Source organism: Pseudoramibacter faecis, from assembly GCF_036289405.1.
GTDB classification, from domain to species: Bacteria; Bacillota; Clostridia; order Eubacteriales; family Eubacteriaceae; genus Pseudoramibacter; species Pseudoramibacter faecis.
Window position 1 is genome coordinate 53,404 of sequence record NZ_JAYFFI010000007.1, and the last position, 18,542, is coordinate 71,945.

The 18,542-nt window shown below is 53.9% G+C and carries 20 protein-coding genes and 2 tRNA genes; all 22 read left to right on the top strand.

Annotated features, from left to right (window positions below; all coding sequences use genetic code 11):
• Positions 1-28 precede the first annotated feature (28 nt).
• Positions 29-1,396: an ethanolamine ammonia-lyase subunit EutB gene (locus V3C63_RS06645; RefSeq protein WP_329887020.1), complete on the top strand. Its 1,368-nt coding sequence runs from the start codon at positions 29-31 to the stop codon at positions 1,394-1,396.
• A 15-nt stretch (positions 1,397-1,411) separates the two neighbouring features.
• Positions 1,412-2,308: an ethanolamine ammonia-lyase subunit EutC gene (gene eutC, locus V3C63_RS06650; RefSeq protein ID WP_329887062.1), complete on the top strand. Its 897-nt coding sequence runs from the start codon at positions 1,412-1,414 to the stop codon at positions 2,306-2,308.
• Positions 2,309-2,318: 10 nt separating this feature from the next.
• A complete protein-coding gene (gene eutL / locus V3C63_RS06655; protein WP_329887021.1) occupies positions 2,319-2,969 on the top strand; it encodes an ethanolamine utilization microcompartment protein EutL in 651 nt (216 codons plus the stop codon).
• Between the two features lie 18 nt (positions 2,970-2,987).
• Complete coding sequence (locus V3C63_RS06660; protein WP_329887022.1) at positions 2,988-4,469, top strand: acetaldehyde dehydrogenase (acetylating); 1,482 nt, start codon at positions 2,988-2,990, stop codon at positions 4,467-4,469.
• A gap of 34 nt (positions 4,470-4,503) precedes the next feature.
• Entirely contained in the window at positions 4,504-4,833 is a 330-nt protein-coding gene (locus tag V3C63_RS06665) for a BMC domain-containing protein (protein ID WP_329887023.1), read from the top strand.
• On the top strand, positions 4,833-5,120 hold the full coding sequence (locus tag V3C63_RS06670) for a BMC domain-containing protein (RefSeq protein ID WP_329887024.1): 288 nt from the start codon (positions 4,833-4,835) through the stop codon (positions 5,118-5,120). The genes V3C63_RS06665 and V3C63_RS06670 overlap by 1 nt, the downstream gene beginning before the upstream one ends.
• A gap of 19 nt (positions 5,121-5,139) precedes the next feature.
• Entirely contained in the window at positions 5,140-5,946 is an 807-nt protein-coding gene (locus V3C63_RS06675; protein WP_329887025.1) for an ATP-binding protein, read from the top strand.
• 15 nt (positions 5,947-5,961) lie between these two features.
• A complete protein-coding gene (locus V3C63_RS06680) occupies positions 5,962-6,759 on the top strand; it encodes a hypothetical protein (RefSeq protein WP_329887026.1) in 798 nt (265 codons plus the stop codon).
• A 4-nt stretch (positions 6,760-6,763) separates the two neighbouring features.
• Entirely contained in the window at positions 6,764-7,078 is a 315-nt protein-coding gene (locus tag V3C63_RS06685) for a EutN/CcmL family microcompartment protein (protein WP_329887027.1), read from the top strand.
• Positions 7,056-8,417: a 4Fe-4S dicluster domain-containing protein gene (locus V3C63_RS06690; RefSeq protein WP_329887028.1), complete on the top strand. Its 1,362-nt coding sequence runs from the start codon at positions 7,056-7,058 to the stop codon at positions 8,415-8,417. The genes V3C63_RS06685 and V3C63_RS06690 overlap by 23 nt, the downstream gene beginning before the upstream one ends.
• Positions 8,414-8,953 (top strand): BMC domain-containing protein, encoded by a 540-nt coding sequence (locus V3C63_RS06695; RefSeq protein WP_329887029.1) that lies wholly within the window; start codon positions 8,414-8,416, stop codon positions 8,951-8,953. Before V3C63_RS06690 ends, V3C63_RS06695 begins: the two co-directional genes overlap by 4 nt.
• Before the next feature lie 40 nt (positions 8,954-8,993).
• The gene (locus V3C63_RS06700) at positions 8,994-10,250 is read left to right on the top strand and encodes an ethanolamine utilization protein EutH (RefSeq protein ID WP_329887030.1); all 1,257 of its coding nucleotides are present in this window, start codon (positions 8,994-8,996) and stop codon (positions 10,248-10,250) included.
• The gene (locus tag V3C63_RS06705; RefSeq protein WP_329887031.1) at positions 10,247-10,681 is read left to right on the top strand and encodes a cupin domain-containing protein; all 435 of its coding nucleotides are present in this window, start codon (positions 10,247-10,249) and stop codon (positions 10,679-10,681) included. The genes V3C63_RS06700 and V3C63_RS06705 overlap by 4 nt, the downstream gene beginning before the upstream one ends.
• 401 nt (positions 10,682-11,082) lie before the next feature.
• Complete coding sequence (locus V3C63_RS06710; RefSeq protein WP_329887032.1) at positions 11,083-12,147, top strand: branched-chain amino acid aminotransferase; 1,065 nt, start codon at positions 11,083-11,085, stop codon at positions 12,145-12,147.
• A gap of 109 nt (positions 12,148-12,256) precedes the next feature.
• Positions 12,257-12,345, top strand: a tRNA-Ser gene (locus tag V3C63_RS06715).
• A 63-nt stretch (positions 12,346-12,408) separates the two neighbouring features.
• Positions 12,409-12,500: transfer RNA gene (locus tag V3C63_RS06720), tRNA-Ser, on the top strand.
• A 657-nt stretch (positions 12,501-13,157) separates the two neighbouring features.
• Entirely contained in the window at positions 13,158-13,916 is a 759-nt protein-coding gene (locus V3C63_RS06725) for an energy-coupling factor ABC transporter permease (protein ID WP_329887033.1), read from the top strand.
• Positions 13,916-14,236 (top strand): energy-coupling factor ABC transporter substrate-binding protein, encoded by a 321-nt coding sequence (locus V3C63_RS06730; RefSeq protein WP_329887034.1) that lies wholly within the window; start codon positions 13,916-13,918, stop codon positions 14,234-14,236. Before V3C63_RS06725 ends, V3C63_RS06730 begins: the two co-directional genes overlap by 1 nt.
• A gap of 113 nt (positions 14,237-14,349) precedes the next feature.
• A complete protein-coding gene (gene cbiQ / locus V3C63_RS06735; RefSeq protein WP_329887035.1) occupies positions 14,350-15,285 on the top strand; it encodes a cobalt ECF transporter T component CbiQ in 936 nt (311 codons plus the stop codon).
• Positions 15,278-16,120: an energy-coupling factor ABC transporter ATP-binding protein gene (locus V3C63_RS06740; RefSeq protein ID WP_329887036.1), complete on the top strand. Its 843-nt coding sequence runs from the start codon at positions 15,278-15,280 to the stop codon at positions 16,118-16,120. The genes cbiQ and V3C63_RS06740 overlap by 8 nt, the downstream gene beginning before the upstream one ends.
• A 100-nt stretch (positions 16,121-16,220) precedes the next feature.
• Positions 16,221-17,600: a cobyrinic acid a,c-diamide synthase CobB gene (locus tag V3C63_RS06745; protein WP_329887037.1), complete on the top strand. Its 1,380-nt coding sequence runs from the start codon at positions 16,221-16,223 to the stop codon at positions 17,598-17,600.
• The gene (locus V3C63_RS06750) at positions 17,593-18,486 is read left to right on the top strand and encodes a GHMP family kinase ATP-binding protein (protein WP_329887038.1); all 894 of its coding nucleotides are present in this window, start codon (positions 17,593-17,595) and stop codon (positions 18,484-18,486) included. Before V3C63_RS06745 ends, V3C63_RS06750 begins: the two co-directional genes overlap by 8 nt.
• Positions 18,487-18,542 lie beyond the last annotated feature (56 nt).

Consider the following 18,542-nt stretch of genomic DNA (forward strand, 5'->3'; position numbering starts at 1 on the left):
AATCAAAGAGATGTTTTGAGGAGGAAAAATGATTTTAAAAACGAAGTTATTCGGACATCATTATCAGTTTGGTTCCATCCGGGAAGTCATGGCGAAAGCTAATGAAGAAAAATCCGGAGACAAGCTGGCGGGTATTGCGGCAGACTCCGCCGAAGAACGGGTGGCCGCCAAGGTGGTGCTGGCGCATCTGACCTTGGAGGATTTGCGCAATTGTCCGGCCGTCCCCTACGAAGAGGATGAGGTGACGCGCATCATTCAGGATGATATCAACGAACGCATCTATGGCGAATTCAAGCACATGAGCGTCATGGAATTTCGGGAATGGCTGCTCGATGAGCACACGACAGGCGCCATGATCCGCCGGACGTCCCGGGGGCTGACCAGTGAAATGGTATCTGCGGTGACCAAGCTCATGGGGAACCTCGACTTGGTTTACGCGGCGAAGAAAATCCGGATCGCGGCCCATTGCAATACCACGATCGGGCTTCCGGGAACTTTTTCGGCAAGACTGCAGCCCAACCACACCACGGACGACATCGACGGCATCATGGCGTCGGTGATGGAAGGCTTCAGCTACGGCGTCGGCGATGCGGTGCTCGGCCTGAACCCGGTGGATGATTCGATGGAAAACATCGCGCGCATCATGAAAAGCTTTCATGAATTTAAAGAAAAATGGGAAATTCCGACCCAATGCTCCGTCCTCGCCCATATTCAAACTCAGATGGACGCGATCGAAAAGCTGCACGCGCCCGTAGATTTGCTCTTTCAGTCCATCGCCGGATCTCAAAAAGGTAATGAAGCCTTCGGGATTACGACGCAAATGCTCCAGGACGGCCGGGATCTGATGCGCGTTCAGGGCGAAAGCGTCGGCCCCGACTTCATGTATTTCGAAACCGGGCAAGGCTCCGAGCTTTCGGCCGAAGCCAACAACGACTGGGATCAGCTGACGATGGAAGCGCGCTGTTATGGTCTGGCCAGACACTATGCTCCATTTCTTGTGAACACGGTGGTGGGCTTCATTGGGCCGGAATACCTTTACGATTCCAAGCAGGTCACCCGTGCCGGTCTTGAAGATCATTTTATGGGCAAGCTTTCGGGCATCCCCATGGGCTGCGACGCTTGCTACACCAATCATATGAAGGCGGATCAAAACGATATTGAAAATCTGGCAGCGCTTTTGGTGGCGGCGGGCTGTAATTATGTGATGGGCGTTCCCCAGGGGGATGACTGCATGCTGATGTACCAATGCACAGGCTATCACGACACGCCGGCGCTGCGCGAAACCTTTGGGCTGCGGCCGGTGCCGGAGTTTGACGCCTGGATGGAAAAGATGGGCTTTAGCAAAGACGGCAGGCTGACCGCGCTGGCCGGCGATGCGTCTGTCTTTTGTGAATAAGGGGGTGAAATTGTGATTCAGGAAAGTGCCGTTAAGGATATTGTCAAACAAATTATTCAGGAAATGGATCTGGGTGCTGTTTTAAACGAAGCGTCTTTGCAGAATGTGTCGGAAGTGCAGCCGACGGGTTGTGAAGCGGCCGAAGCAGGCGAAATTCCAGACGTGGCGGCGGTGGATCTTCGCCAGCAATATCTGATTGAAAACCCGCGCAATAAAGAAGCCTATATGGCCATTAAAGTTAAAGCGCCCTGCCGCCTGGGTATCGGCAAGGCCGGCGCGCGCTACAAAACCGATCCGACGCTGCAGTTTCGGGCGGCGCATTCCGCGGCGCAAGACGCTGTTTTTACCGACGTCGGCGCGGATTTCGTCGAAAATCAGCTGGGATTTTTTACCGTGCAATCTCGCTGCGAAAATAAGGATGTTTATTTGACCCGGCCGGATTTGGGACGCCAGCTTTCGGAAGAAGCGAAAAAAATCATTGCGGAAAAATGCAAGAAGCACCCGAAGGCGCAGCTCGTCGTCGCCGACGGTTTGAGCTCGGCGGCGATTGAAGCGAACGCCGGCGAGGTTTATCCGGCGATTGTGCAGGGGCTCGAGAGTCAGGGCATTGATGTCGGTACACCGTTCTTTGTGAAATACGGCCGCGTCGCCATCATGGAAGAAATTGCCGAGATTGTGGAGCCGGAGGCCATCTGCGTGCTCATCGGCGAACGCCCGGGGCTTATCACCGCGCAGTCCATGTCGGCCTACATGGCTTATCATGCGGAAAAGAATATGCCGGAGGCGCGGCGCAACGTCGTTTCCAATATTCACAAAGAAGGCACCAACCCGGCGGAGGCCGGCGCCCACATTGCGGACGTCTTGAAGATGATGCTCGACCAGAAGAAGAGCGGTACGGATTTAAAGTTATAGGAGGCGCCCGATGAAGGGAGATATCTTACAAACCAAGGTGTTGGCCACCAAAATCATTCCGAATGTGGATGCGAGTCTTGCGGCCTCTTTGAGCTTGCCCAAGCATCTGAAATCCATCGCGTTGATCACGGCGGATTGCGACGATGTGACTTATACCGCTTTGGATGAAGCGACGAAAAAAGCGGATGTCGAAGTGGTCTATGCCAAAAGCTTTTACGGCGGCGCGGACAACGCGAATACCAAGCTGGCCGGAGAAATCATCGGCATTCTGGCCGGCCCTGATCCGGCGGAGGTGAAGAGCGGCCTCGACGCTTGTGTCAATACGATCGAGAACGTGGCCCACTTTATCTCGGCCAACGAGGACGACAGCATCGTTTATTACGCCCACTGCATCTCGCGCACCGGCTCCTATCTTTCCGCCGGTGCCGGGATCCAGGAGGGGGAAGCCCTGGCCTATCTGATCGCGCCGCCCCTCGAGGCGATGTATGCGGTGGATGCGGCGATGAAAGCCGCCGACGTTTCCCTTTGCGAGCTTTACGCGCCGCCGTCCGAGACCAACTTTGGCGGGGCCCTGCTCACCGGCAGCCAGTCGGCGTGCAAATCCGCGTGCGACGCCTTCGCCCGCGCCGTTGAATATGTGGCGGACCGGCCGATTGATTAAGCGCAGAAGGGAGAACTCATGCAATTATACGATAAAGATCTGCTGTCGGTGCAGGAGGTGCGCAAGCTTTTAGAGGATGCCAAACAGGCCCAGCAGAAGCTTGCGGCATCGGATCAGCAAGCCGCGGATAAAATTGTCAAAAGCATCGCCGAAGCCGGCGTGCGCAACGCGCGCCGTTTAGCAGAAATGGCTCATGAAGATACCGAGTTCGGGATTGTCGGCGACAAGGTGATTAAAAATATTTTCGCCAGCAGAGGCGTCTATGAATACATCAAAGATGCCAAAATGATGGGGGAAATCGACCGGGATCCCATTCGTCAAGTGCGCACCATCGCCGTGCCCGTCGGCGTGATTGCCGGTTTGGTGCCCTCCACAAATCCGACATCCACCGTGCTTTATAAATCGGAAATCGCCATCAAGGCGGGCAACGCGATTGTCTTTTCGCCCCATCCCAACGCCCTGCGCTGTATCTTAGAAACGGTTAAAGTCATTCGGCAGGCGATCGCTGAAGCCGGCGGTGACGAAAACCTGGTGTCATGCATTTCCATCCCCACGATGCAGGCGACAGACACCCTGATGAAGCATCCCAACGTGTCCATGATTTTGGCAACGGGCGGCTCGGCGATGGTCCGCGCGGCGTATTCTTCCGGGACGCCGGCCATTGGGGTCGGACCGGGAAACGGGCCGTGTTATATCGAGAAAACGGCGGATATTCAAGCGTCAGTAGCACAGATTATGGCCTCGGAAACTTTCGACAACGGCACCATTTGCGCTTCGGAACAATCGGTGGTCTGCGACGCCGACATGGCTGAAGAAGTCCAGCGTGAGATGACCAAACAGGGCGCCTACTTTTTGGACGATCAGGAATACAAACAGCTCGGCCGCTTCATTCTTCGGGCCAACGGCACGATGAATCCGATGATTGTCGGGCGCTCGGCGCAGAAAATCGCGGAGCTTGCCGGCCTGACCATCCCGGAAGGGACCAAGGTGCTGGTGGCCAAAGAAGACGGCATCGGCATCGGACATCCCTATTCCAACGAAAAGCTCTGCCCGATTCTCGCCTTTTATACGGCGAAGGACTATCGTGCGGTTTGCGAACTGGCCCAGGAAATTCTGTATTACGAGGGCGCCGGGCACACCTTCAGCATTCACACGGAGGACGATACCATTGTCGATTATTTTGCCGCCCGGGTGCCGGCGTCACGCATTATTGTGAATACGCCCAGTGCACTGGGAGGCATCGGGGCGACCACAGGCTTAATGCCATCGCTGACCCTGGGCTGCGGGGCCGTCGGCGGCAGCGCCACTTCGGAAAATGTCGGGCCGCAGAATCTCATCAACGTGCGCAAGGTGGCCTACGGCATCAGGGATCTGTCGGAGATCAAAGCCGAAGCGAAGCTGGCGGACCAAAAATGCCGGATCGTTAAAGATCAAGACATCAATCGGGAAACGGTGGCGAAAATCACGGCGGAAGTTCTGCGCCAGTTGAAGGCGCAGTGAACGGTATGAGAAATGATGAAAGGGGAGATAAATGATGAATACTTCAGAAGCATTGGGCATGATCGAAACCAAAGGATATGTGGGCACCGTGGAAGCATCGGATGCGATGGTCAAGGCGGCCAACGTCACGCTGATCGGCGTCGAAAAAATCGGCAGCGGGCTGGTGACCACGATGGTCCGCGGCGATGTGGGTGCGGTGAAGGCGGCGGTGGATGCCGGCGCGGCCGCGGCGGACAAAGTCGGACAAATCGTTTCGGTCCATGTGATTCCGAGACCTCACACCGAAGTCGAACAAATTTTACCATTCTTTGATAAGAAAGCAGAACAGGCCCCTAAACAGGCATCTAAAGGAGGAACAAAATAATGGCAGTTAACGAAAAACAGGCACTGGGTATGATTGAAACCAAAGGATTTGTGGGCACCGTGGAAGCGTCGGATGCGATGGTCAAGGCGGCCAACGTCACCCTGATCGGCGTCGAAAAGATCGGCAGCGGGCTGGTGACCACGATGGTCCGAGGGGACGTGGGCGCGGTGAAGGCGGCGGTGGACGCCGGCGCGGCAGCGGCAGACAAAGTGGGGAGCGTCGTTTCCGTTCACGTCATTCCGAGACCCCACGAAGAAGTCGAACAGATTTTGCCAAGTTTTAAATAAAATCAGGAAGTGAACGGGAATGAAGGTTATCACGGAAGCATCACTTCGAAAAACCATTCGAAGTGATGCGCGCCGGTTTGTTCTTGAAAAGGACAAAATCCTGTCGCCGGCTGCAAGAGAATTTCTGACAGATCGGAAAATTGCCATTGTTCAGGAGCGTATAGCTGGCAAAGCACCTGAAGAAGAGCGGCAGATCATCTCGCCGGATGAACAAAAAAAGACGATGCCGAAAGCAGAAGAGGCGGCTGCAGCAAAAGCGGCTTATATCGATTTTGAGAGTGGCGCCTTTTATACCCGAAAACCTGAACACATGACTCAGCTTTTCGGCAATCAACTGGTATCAAAAGACCATCCTCGAATTATATTTCGGGGGATGTTAGACGAGGTCCAGGCTGAAGTGGTGTTGATCCAGGCTGAGCTCGTCGCCGGTGGCGGAAGCGAAAAGCTCGTTTGCGAATTGGAGGAAGTTCTTCAAACGCTGCGGCTGATGATGCGCTGCGACGTGCTCGGCGAGCCCTTTGAGAAGAAAACCATTCTGGGGCTCAACCACGACGAGATCCGAGAGCATTCTCATCATCCGATGCGCCATTACAACATTAAGCAGATGGTTCTGCCCGACAAGCATCTGGGAGCCGAATACGCCAGGCTCAACCATTTGCGGACGGCGATCCGCCGCACGGAGATCGCCGCGGTCTCGGCCGATCGGGAAGGGGCCAAGATGAGCCGCAGCGATATGGTCGAAGGGCTCAACCGGCTGTCCAGCGTTTTGCACATCGTCATGTGCCGTTATTTGGCAGGTTGGTATAACGATTCGCCGGCGGATTAAAGAAAGGAAGAAAGCATGGCAAAGGATAAATCTGCGGCACCATCCGAGCAGATGGAAAGGTTGATCGCCCAAATTGCCGAACGCGTGCGGGCGAGACTTATCGACATTCAAGAGCCGATGGCCGTTGAAGCGTCCGAGCAGTCGGATACGCGTTGCGTTTGGGAATTATGTGGGAAGGCGGAAACGCTGCGCTCATCGCTCGCCGGTGATGCCGCACTGAATGCGGCCTGTCGTTTGGTTAGTGAAGCCTCGGATGCATCTCAGGGGATGGTGGTCGCAGAACTGTCACCAACAGACATGTGCCGCATTGTCGACGGCATCGGCGGAAGCGCGTTTGCCAATCGGGTGATCAATGCGCTTTTGGCTGGCAAGCCCGTCATCGTATTGAAGGAAGGGGTGGGCTTTATGACCTACCAGGCCAGCGCGCCGATTAATTTTTATCGTCATTTTGAAGAAGCGTATCATCGACTGATGCAAAACGGCGTGACCGTTTGTGCGAAGAAGGATTTGCCGTCAGTTTTACTCGGTCGGGAACAGCCGACTTTTGAAAGTGACGTGATGCAAAGTTTCCGAGGCAAACGGGTATCGCCGGAGCCGAAGGAAGAAGCAGAGCCGCCGGCCGACGAATCGGCAAAGGCCGCGGCAGAAGGCGAGATTGCAATGGCGCGTCACATCATTACGGAGCAGGCGGTTATCCCGTTAACAGAGCGGCAGGATATCCGCGCTGTTATCATCAATCAGGATGCGATCGTGACAGATATGGCTGAGGAATTGCTGGAGGATCATCATATCGCCATCGTTAAACGGGGGTGATGCGGTGAAGGTCGGCAAGATTATTGGCAGTGTCTGGGCCACGCAAAAGGAAACGCGGCTCTCCGGGCTGAAACTTTTGCTTGTTCAGCCGATGTTGTCCGCGGAGAAAAGCCCGGAAGCGGTTCCCTTTGTGGCGGCTGACATGGTGGGAGCCGGCATTGGCGAATGGGTCATTGTTGTTTCCGGTAGCTCGGCGCGAAGTGCGGCAGGCGACAACAATACACCGATTGACGCATCGATCGTGGGCATCATTGACGATATGGATGTGGATGCGGCTTGTTGGAAGGAAAAAATGCATGGATTTACTGGAAAAAATTAAACAGGCCGGCGTGATCGGCGCCGGCGGCGCCGGCTTTCCGACGCATGTCAAGCTCAAGACTTCAGCCGAATATTTTATCGTCAATGCGCTCGAATGCGAACCCCTCATTGCCGCGGATAAATATTGCTGCCGCGAACAAAGCGAACAAATCGTCGCGGGCACCCTGTTGGCCGCGGCGGCTGTGAACGCAGAACACATTGTGATTGCCCTTAAAAAAACCTATCGGCGCGAAATCGAAAGCTTGCAGGCGGCGATTGACGCGGCCGGCGCCCCGATTGCCCTTTTTAAGATGGAAGCCTTTTATCCGGCCGGCGACGAGCAAATCGTCGTTCAGGCGGTGACGGGGAGAAGCGTTCCCGAAAGGGGATTGCCGGCCGCCGTCTCCGCGGTGGTCGACAACGTGGGAACGGTTTGCGACATTGCTCGGGCGGCCGCGGGGCAGCCGGTCACCCAAAAGACGCTGTCCGTGATCGGCGCGGTGTCTAAACCATTGATTGTGACGGTGCCGATCGGAACCTCGGTGGCGGATTGCCTGGCGCTGGCCGGCGGCATGCCGAAAGGGGCTGCGGTGATTCTCGGCGGGCCGATGATGGGGCGGATGATCTGGGAAGAAGCAGACCTCGCCGAGGAAGTGGTGAGCAAGACGCTGGGCAACTTGCTGGTGCTTCCGAAAGACCACTTTTTGGCGACGCACCGTCAACTTTCCATTCGCCAGATGAAACGGCAGGCGATGGCCGCGTGCATTCAGTGCCAGATGTGCACCGATCTTTGCCCGAGGCAATTGATCGGCCATCGGGTGACGCCTCACCGCGTGATGCGAAACGCTTTTAAAGAAGCGGCGCTGACGGCGGACGCCGATTATCTGTCGGCTTATGGCAGCGCGGTCAACTGCTGCGGATGCGGCGTCTGCGAAATGTTTGCCTGCCCGATGGGGTTATCGCCTAAACGCATCAATGACTATTTTAAAGACCGGTTGCGGGAACGCCAATTATCGCCGGAATCCAATCAGACGCCGAAGGCCAATCCAATGATTGACTTCAGACGCGTGCCGACGAACCGACTGATTGCGCGCCTGGGCCTTTCGGAATACAAAGGGCAAAGCCTGGAAGCGGTGCCCCATGAGCCGAATGAAGTGCGGGTCCCGCTCAATACTCACATTGGCGCACCGGCTAAACCGGTGGTGGCTTTGGGCGACCAAGTGGCTTGCGGAACATCGATCGGAGAAGCGGTGGGCAGGGTTTCGGCCAATGTTCACAGCAGCATCGACGGCGTTGTGACCGCCATCGACGAAAGGCGCATCACCATCACCCAAGGGCAGAGAAAAGGAGAAGATCAATGAGACGCGCGCTTGGCATGATCGAATTAAACAGCATTGCTCGGGGAATCCGCGTGACGGACGAAATGCTCAAGGCCTCTCAGGTTGATTTGGTGCGCTCGTCAACCGTGTGCCCGGGGAAATACATTGTCCTGATTGCTGGTGAAGTCGGCGAGGTGGAAGCATCCATGAAGGTCGGCGAACAACTGGCGGCAGCATACACAGTGAATACCCTATTGATTCCAAATATTCACGAGCAGCTGGTGCCAGCACTGATGGGAACAACGCGGGTCATCAAGACCGAGGCCTTGGGCGTTCTGGAATTTTATTCTATCGCATCGGCGATTACCGCCGCCGATACCGCCGCCAAAGCGGCGCAGATTCAGTTGATTGAGGTTCGCATCGGCTACGCGATCGGCGGCAAGGGATTCGTGACCCTCACGGGAGATGTCGGAGCGGTTAAGGCCGCGGTGGCCGCCGCCGAAAGCGATCGCGATCTGCTGGTGGAAACCACGGTGATCCCGCGCCCGGCCATGCCTTTAACCGATGCTTTAATGTGATGTGAAACAAATAACGCAAAGAACGAAAGAGGACAAAGAGATGTTTAATGAGTTAGTGAGCAATCTGACCAACACAGCGGTTTTCACAAAGAGTGTCAGCCATTGGGTGTCGCACCTATCGATCAATGCGGTGATCATTATGATCATGATGATTTTCATGATCATCGGCGCCATTGATAAAATGCGAGGCAACAAGCTGGGATACGGGGAGCAGTTTGAAGAAGGATTCAATGCGATGGGACCTTTGGCCATGGCCATGGCGGGTGTCGTCGCAGCAGCCCCGGTGTTAGCCATTATTCTCAAGCCCATCATCGTGCCGGTTTACCGGTTTTTCGGGGCGGATGCGTCGATGTTCGCAACGACATTGCTCGCCTGTGATATGGGCGGATATCCATTAGCTATGAAGATGTCAGCAAATGCGACGCTTGGAAATTTTTCCGGTTTGATTCTGGGATCGATGATGGGACCGACCATTGTGTTTACGATTCCGGTGGCTTTATCCATTATTAAAAAGCAGGATCGCCCGTATTTAGGCGCTGGCATTTTAGCCGGCCTGATTACGATTCCCATCGGCTGTATTGCGGGGGGATTGGTGATGAACCTTACGGAATACAAAATCAGTATCGGAACGATCTTGGTTAATCTGATTCCGGTGATTATCATCGCCGGCCTCATCGTGATTGGGCTGTGGTTTAAACCTGACAAGATGATCAACGGGTTTAATGTTTTCGGCAAGGCCGTGACCATCATTATCACGTTTTTCACGGCGGTGGCCGTCTTTGAATATGAAACCGGTATTCGTTTCCCGCTGATGAATCTGATGGTCAAACCGGATGCAAATGGGACTATTCCGTTGGAATCGGGCCTATTGGTCTGCGGGACGATCGCCATTGTGCTGATCGGCGCTTTTCCGATGGTCAAATGGATTACGGATACTTTTGGCGGCGCACTGCAGAAGGTCGGCCAGAAACTCGGTATTGACGAAAACAGCTCGGCCGGCTTAGTGGCCAACCTGGCCAATAACATTGCGATGTTTAACATCATGGATAAAATGAACGCCAAGGGCAAACTGCTCAACGTGGCTTTTGCGGTATCGGCGGCCTTTGTCTTCGGCGATCATCTGGGATTCACAGCCGGTGTTAATCCGAAGATGATTTTTCCGGTGATTGTGGGCAAGCTTGTCGCCGGGATCACCGCGCTCATACTGGCCAATATGTTAGCGCCGAAACTTTTGGGGAAAATTCAAGGCGGTCAAACAGCAGACTCGGCCACGGAACAAACGGGAGGTGACCAATGAACGTAACAGAAGCCTTAATTGCAGATATTGTGCACCGGGTAATGGAAGCCGGCGATTTTCTTCAGGGCGATCAACCCTTTAGAAAAGAAAGGGATCCCAGCGGGATAACCCGTATTCAAGTATCGACCGTGAAATGTGAACCTTTTGAAGGCAGAGAAGATGTGCGGCTGAAAGACGTGATGACGCTTGAAGAAGCGCCGCGGATGGGAGCCGGCATCATGGAAGTCGACCATACGGATTTTGAATGGACATTAAGCTACGACGAATATGACATAATTCTTGAAGGGACATTGGAGATTGTGATCGACGGTCGAGTTGTGAGCGGAGAAGCGGGAGACATCCTCTATGTCCCGAAGGGCAGTCATATCCATTTTCGTTCGCCCAACAAAGCCCGCTTTGCTTACTTCGTTTATCCGGCGGACTGGCAATGATGAGCCGTATTTTGGTTTTGCAGCTGCATCAAGCAGCTGCAGCCCCTTTGAAAATAATATTGACATGGTGCTTAGCGAATCACCCGGCGCGATCCACACACCACAGCGCCGGATGTTCGGATAGGAATCACACCTCCATATCCATATAAATTTCGGGGAATACCCGGCAGGCACCGCCTCATAAAACCATCGGTTTTCATCAAATCGTCCGATGGTTTTTTTGATGATTGCACCCTTAGGATGTGTTTATTGAAAAATCATGTACGCCAAAAAATACATAAAAAAACAAGAGAGGACTTGTCGATTGTATACATGATTGATACAATGGAAGCATTCTATAAATCACCATGCGACAAGCTGTCGCCGTCTGGCGAATCTGATAAACGAAGAGGAGAACAACCATGGAAATTAAGGTTACCAAAACGACCCATCCCAAAGAAAAACCGGATCAAAACCAGTTGCCCTTTGGCCGGATCTTTACCGACCACATGTTCACAATGGATTATGATAGCGAAAAGGGTTGGCACAATGCCCAGATCGAACCTTACGGCCCGATCACCCTGGAACCGTCCGCCTGCGTTTTTCACTATGCCCAGGAAGTGTTTGAGGGGCTGAAGGCCTACAAGACGCCGGACGGCCATGTGCAGATGTTTCGCCCGCAGGAAAACTTCGCTCGGATGAACCGCTCGAATAAGCGGATGTGCATTCCGGAAATTGACGAAGCTTTCGTGCTTGACGCGCTCAAGCAGTTGGTCGAACTCGACAAGGACTGGGTGCCCACCGCCCCGGGCACGGCGCTTTATATCCGTCCCTTTGTTTTTGCCACGGAAGAATACATCGGCGTCCACGTATCCAATAGCTATAAATTTTTCATCATCCTTTGCCCGGTCGGCGCCTATTACGAAGAGGGTCTCAAGCCGGCGATGATGCATATCGAGCAGGTCTATGCCCGGACGGTGGTCGGCGGCACCGGGGAAGCCAAATGCGGCGGCAACTACGCCGGCTCGCTGGCGGCGACCGAAAAAGCCAATGCCGAAGGCTACGAAGAAACCCTGTGGCTCGACGGCGCCACCCGCAAAGACATTGAAGAAGTCGGTTCCTGCAATGTAATGTTCCACATCGACGGCAAGTTTGTCACGCCTAGGCTGACAGGCACCATCCTGCCGGGGATCACCCGCAAGTCCATCATTGAACTGCTCAAGAGCTGGGGCGAAACCGTTGAAGAACGCATCTTGCCCATCGAAGAACTGGTGGCAGACTATCACGCCGGCAAGGTGGAAGAGGTGTTCGGCATGGGGACGGCTGCCGTGGTGGCACCCATCGGCAAGCTCAACTACAATGGCGAGGATATGGTTTTCAACGATGACAAGATCGGTCCTTACGCGCAGAAGATTTACGACACCCTCTGCGGCATTCAGCGCGGCACCGTCGAAGACAGCTTCGGCTGGATCGAAAAGGTCTGTTAAAGGCGGCTTTGACTGATCTGACAGAGAAATGTACCAATAAAAATCTTGACAGGGGTGAAAGCCCCTGTTATAATTTGTTGTGCATTCTTGGCGATGCAGGAATGCCCGCCGAGAGGTATCGAAGTGGTCATAACGAGGCGGTCTTGAAAACCGTTTGGGCGCAAGCCCGCGTGGGTTCGAATCCCACCCTCTCGGCCATAATAATAGAATAACAGGAGCCGCTCAAAACCCATCAGTCGGGAGCGGCGATCCGCGAGGCATGGAGAAGTACTCAAGTTGGCTGAAGAGGCGCCCCTGCTAAGGGTGTAGGTCGTTAACGCGGCGCGAGGGTTCAAATCCCTCCTTCTCCGCCATTTTAAATATCGAAGCGAAGTCCTTTGGGGCTTCGTTTTTTCTTTGCGGGAAATCAGCCGGCTGCGGACAAGGGATCGGGAATGGGCGGCATCGCAAATGTAAAAAATGGAACAAATCGCTTTGGCGGATGTTGCGATTTGTAAAATAGAGCACCGGCAAAAGCAAAAAAGTATAGGCAATGAAAATAATTTCAGGAATTTAAAGGATAATTTTCGGGGAAATGCATGAAAATGATTAAAAACCCCAACAAATTGCCATTAAACAATGAATAAATGAACATATAAAAATCAAAAATGTCGTTCTCGTGTTTAAAGCATGCCAATTCAAAATCTGTGCCAAAAAATTCATCAGATGGATCGGCAAATTTGATCACTAATCTTGACAGATTATAAGGTGATAGGTATGATCTAAAGCAATATAAAATTCGTGGCTCACAGGATCTGCACCGGCGTAGAAATAGCGCCAATGCACCGTCATCCGTTAGCGCTCTCGCTATATGATTGTCTGGGAAAACACAATCCTGTAATAATTATCTTTTGATTATTCGCAAAAGACGCGGTGGGGAAGTGACGGCGTTTGGCGAAGTCTCAGGGGATCGTTTTGAGGGAAGCCTTTGAGCGCGTGATTTTTATAAATTCTTAATTAGGAGGTTTTTTATGTCACAATCTTTGTCTAAGAAACAAAAATGGGTCGTTGCGGCGTCCATCGCCTTTGCCATTTGCTTTGGTGTGATGCCGGCGGCAAATGCCATGCACATCATGGAAGGTTACCTTCCGGCCAGCCTCTGTGTATTCTGGGGTGTGGTGGCGTTGCCGTTTGTCATCTGGGGGTTTTTCTCCATTCGTAAAACGGTCAATGCGAATCGCCGCACCATTTCGCTGATGGCCATGGCCGGTGCTTTCATCTTCGTGATTTCTTCTCTGAAGATTCCGTCTGTGACGGGCTCCTGCTCGCACATGACTGGGACGGGCCTCGGCGCGTTGCTCTTCGGGCCGGCCGCGGTGGCTGTCCTCGGCTTGATTGTGTTGCTGTTTCAGGCCATTCTGCTGGCGCACGGCGGCTTGACCACCATTGGGGCGAACTGTTTTTCGATGGCTATTGCAGGGCCGTTCGTTTCTTTCGGCCTTTACAAACTGATGGACAAAGCGCATGTTAACCGCAAAGTGAATATCTTCCTGGCTTGCGCCTTAGGGGATCTTTTCACCTATTGCGTGACGGCCGTGCAGATGGCGTGGGCCCATCATTCCAATGTCGGCTTTGGGGCGGCTTTTGTTTCCAATATGGGCGTTTACGCTGCGACTCAGGTGCCGCTGGCGATCATCGAAGGGATTCTGTCGGTTATTATCATCATGGCGCTCGAATCCTATGCTACGGCTGAAATGAAGGCGATTGGTTTCTTGGGAGGAGCAGAATAATGTCTAAAAACAAAAAAACAGCTTTAATCCTGTTACTCGTGTGTGTCGTGATTGCGGTGATTCCGTTCTTCGCATTGTCCGGCAAGGCCGAATTCGGCGGCTCTGACGATGCCGGCGGAACCTTGGTCGAAAAGAACGATAGTGCCTATAAGCCCTGGGCAACCCCGATTCTTGAAAAAGCCATCGGCGGCGAATTGCCGGGCGAAATCGAATCGCTGCTCTTCTGCGTGCAGACAGGTATCGGTGTTGGCATTATGGCGTTCTTCCTGGGACGTTTTGTCGAACGTAAAAAACTTGGCAAAGAAGAGCAGGAACTCTGAGGCTTTGTGCCCAAATTGATAAAAGCATTGAGGGGCTGGGAGGCGTTCGCGTCTTTCAGCCCTTCTTTACAGCAGCATTGATGAGTGCTGCCGGGCTTTTGAAAGGTCTGAAAATGAAATTGAATGTTACCCATTTTCTGTGGCTGGTGCCGCCCCTGTTATTGCTGATCGGCGGAGGGATTTACAAGGCCTATCGGCATCGCGGCGAGGCCCGTCACCGTCATGGCGGCTTCGGGCACAAACACGGCGAATCAACCCTATCGATCGATACCTATGCCTATAACTCTGCCATTTCCGAATGGAATCCTTCGTTTAAAATCGGGTTTGGCATTATTTTGCTGCTGATGTGCATCATTTCAAACAATCCCTATGTTTCCTTCAGTATTATCCTGTTCACTTTTTTTGTGACTGTGGTTCTCGGAGAACAGGATCTGCACAACTACATCAGTCTTTTGACGATTCCACTGGTCTTTATGATCGCCGGATCGATCTTTGTGCTCTTTGAATTTTCAAAGACGCCCTACGATAACGCGCTGATCAATTTTTTCGCGCATTGGGGGTATGTGATCATCACGCCTCAAACGCTTTATAACACGGCGATTTTGTGGAGCAAGGCTTTTGGCGCCATCTCCGCTATGTATATGATATCGCTGTCCACCATGTCGGGCGAGATTTTTTCGGTGCTCAAAAAATGCCATGTGCCGAAGCTGATGATCGAGCTGATGAATATGATGTACCGCTTTATCTTTATCCTGCTGGACACCAACAGCAAGATGCGCAATTCGGCGGAATCCCGGCTGGGCTATACCAATTTTAGAAAAGCGCTGTATTCCTTCGGCAGTACGGCCAGCAATCTTTTTGTCGTGTCGATGAAACGGGGCAATCAGTTTTTCGACGCGATGGAGGCCCGCTGCTATGACGGAGATCTGCGCTTTCTCGAAGCGAAGAAACCCGTTACACGGGAGCAGCGGCTCTGGGGAGCGCTGCCGCTGGCCTATTTTGTTTTCGTGTGGATCATGACTTTCCAAGGAGTGAATTTAAATGTCTGAACCGATTTTAAAGGTCAAAGATCTGACCTATACTTATTCCGGCGGCCATCAGGCTCTCAAGGGGATCACCCTGGACGTGATGCCGGGGGAGAGGGTTTGTGTCGTCGGGAACAACGGCGCCGGCAAATCCACCTTTTTTTTGAACATTAACGGTGTTTTACGGCCGGATTCCGGCGAAATTTATTTTAAAGGTCAGAAAATCACCGATGACAAAAAGGTGATGAACGAGTTGCGCCGCGGCGTCGGCATCGTTTTTCAGGACGCGGACAATCAGATCATCGCGTCGACGGTCATGGGGGAAGTTTCCTTCGGGCCGATGAACCTGGGCCTGCCGGAATCGGAAGTGGCGGCCCGGGTGGATGAAGCGCTGGCCTATATGAATATTTCCGACTTTAAAAAGCGGGCGCCCCATTATTGCAGCGGCGGTGAAAAGAAGCGCATCACCATCGCGGACATCATTGCCATGCATTCGGAGGTTATCGTCTTTGACGAGCCGACGGCCGCCTTGGATCCGCTGAACGCGGCGATGCTCGAAGAAGTGCTTGAAAAGCTGGTGGCTCAGCGCAAGACCCTGCTGATTTCCACCCACGACATGAATTTTGCCTATCGCTGGGCCGAAAGGCTCATCGTTTTTTCTGCCGGACGGGTGATTGCCGACGGCACACCGATCGAAATCATGCGCGACAAGGCCGTCTGCGAGCAGGCGAATCTGCGCCGGCCGACGATGCTCGACGTCTATGAGGACATGATCGCCCACGGCATGGCGCCAGCCGACGGCAGCTATCCGAAGGATGTCGACGAGTTTAATGCCTGGCTGGAGAAGATTGTCCGGTGAGCGGACGGTGTGCAAACATTTAACAAGAAATTTCATTTAAAGATGACGCGAAGCGCGGTAAAATAAAAATGGCAAACGGCCAAACGAAAGGAGAATGGCGATGCGCGGATTGATGCTGGCAGGAACCAACAGCAACGTCGGTAAAACGACGGTGACCATGGGCATCATGGCGGCTTTTAAGAAAAAAGGCTACCGCGTGATGCCGAGCAAAACCGGCCCGGATTATATCGATCCGATGTTTCATCATTTTGTGACCGGCGAAGCTTCGACGAATCTTGACACCTGGATGCTCGACCCCGAGATGATCAAGACTCTGTTTTACCGCAGGCTCGGTCCGGAGGATCTGGCCGTGGTCGAAGGGGTCATGGGGCTTTATGACGGCGCTTCGTCCGGCGGGGAAATCGGTAGCTCGGCCTATTTGTCGAAGGTTTTGGGCCTGCCGGTGTTTCTGATCATCGACGGTCGGGGCATGTCCACATCCGCGGCGGCTTTGGTGAAGGGCTATGCGGATTTTGATCCGGATGTGCATATTGCCGGGGTTATTGTCAACCGCATTGCCACAAAATCTCACTACGTTTTGGTGAAAACGGCTATCGAAGATCACACGGGGATTCCCTGCGTGGGGTGGCTGCCGAACGACGCGGCGCTGACCCTCGAGAGCCGTCACCTCGGGTTGATTCCGGCGGACGAGCTGACGGATCTGCGCGAGAAGGTGGACCGCGCGGCGGATCTGGTGCTGGCGCATGTGAATATCGACCGCATGGCGGCGCGCTCCGCCGTCAAGGCGCTGCCGGGCCGGCCGGATCTCTTTGAGGCCTGTGGTAATGCGTACAGTGATCTGACCATCGCCTATGCCTGGGATAACGCCTTTAACTTTTACTATCACGACAATCTCGAAGCATTGGAAGCTTTGGGGATCACGCTGGTGCCTTTCAGCCCCCTGACGGCTGAAGACATTCCCGCCGGGGCCGACGGCATTTACCTTGGCGGCGGTTATCCCGAGATCTTCGGGAAAGCCTTTGAAGCCAACAGGGCTTTTCGCAAGCATTTTCGGAAGCGGCTCGAATCGGGGCTGCCCTGCTATGCCGAATGCGGCGGCCTGATGGTGCTGACTCGAAGCCTTGTGAATAAAGACGGCGAGCGCTATGCCGGCGTTGGTTTTTTGCCGGCGGACACGGTGATGACGGCACGGCTGCAGCGCTTTGGCTACGTGGATGTGGCGGCGACGCTGGCCGGTCGTCGCTTTGGCTTTAAAGCTCACGAATTTCATCATAGCCTGGTGGAGACGAAAATACCCATTCCTCAGATTTATCAATTGTCGAAGCGGGGCAAGACCTGGACATGCGGTTATACTCGCGGCAACACCCTGGCCGGCTATCCCCACGTGCATTTTTATGCCGACGGGGCCGATCGCTTCCTGCTCGCCTTGCTGGACCGCGTGCGACGGGCGAAGGCGGAAGGGACGGACGGCCATGCGTAGGGTGACGGTCCGCGTGCCGGGTTCCTGCGGGGAACTCATTCAGGGGATTTACCGGGACGCGCCGTGCCTGGTATCCTGTCCCGTGGATCTATACACCCGGGTGCGCGTTGAAGAGCGGCCGGCCGATCATTTTTTGCCAGACAAAGCGGTGCAGATCATGGACCGTTTTTTTGAGCGCTACGGCTTGCCGCGGGAAGAAAAGCACCGCATCAATATTGCGCTCAGTTCGGAAATTCCGGCCGGCAAGGGGATGGCCAGCTCTACGGCGGATCTGGTGGCCGTGACCACCGGCCTCGCGGCGTATTACGATCTGCGGGTCGCCCCGTCGGACATCGCCGAACTGTGTGTTGCCATCGAGCCGACGGACAACATCATGTTTCGGGATCTCAATCTTTTCAATTATATTAAAGGCGGCGTGATCCGGGACTTTCACCGGACGATATCGGCGAAAATTCTCGCCGTCGACTTCGGCGGCTCGGTGGAAACGGTCGGCTTTCGCGGGCAGCGCTGTGTTTACGACACGGCGGACCGTGCGGCCTTTGCGCAAATCGTAGCCGATTTCGAAACGGGGTTGGCCGCGGCGGATCTGCAACAAATGGGCGCCGCCTGCACTGAAAGTGCAAGACTCAATCAAAAGGTGCTGTTTAAACCCTATCTGGAAATCATGATCGCGCTGTCTCGGCGCTATGGTGGCTGCGGCGTGGCCATCGGTCACAGCGGCACGGTGGTCGGCGTGATTTACGATGCGGCCGATTTTGATTATCGCGGCTTCATGACGGCCTGGATCAATCGTGTTCCTCAAAAAGATTACGAAGGGATTTATTTGAAGAACATGATTCCCGGCGGATACCGCATTGAACAGGCGGGCGACGCACTTTATCTTTAAAAGTCGGCAAGGCCCGTTAAAGAAATCGATGGCAAAATAATAGAAAAATTTTAAGG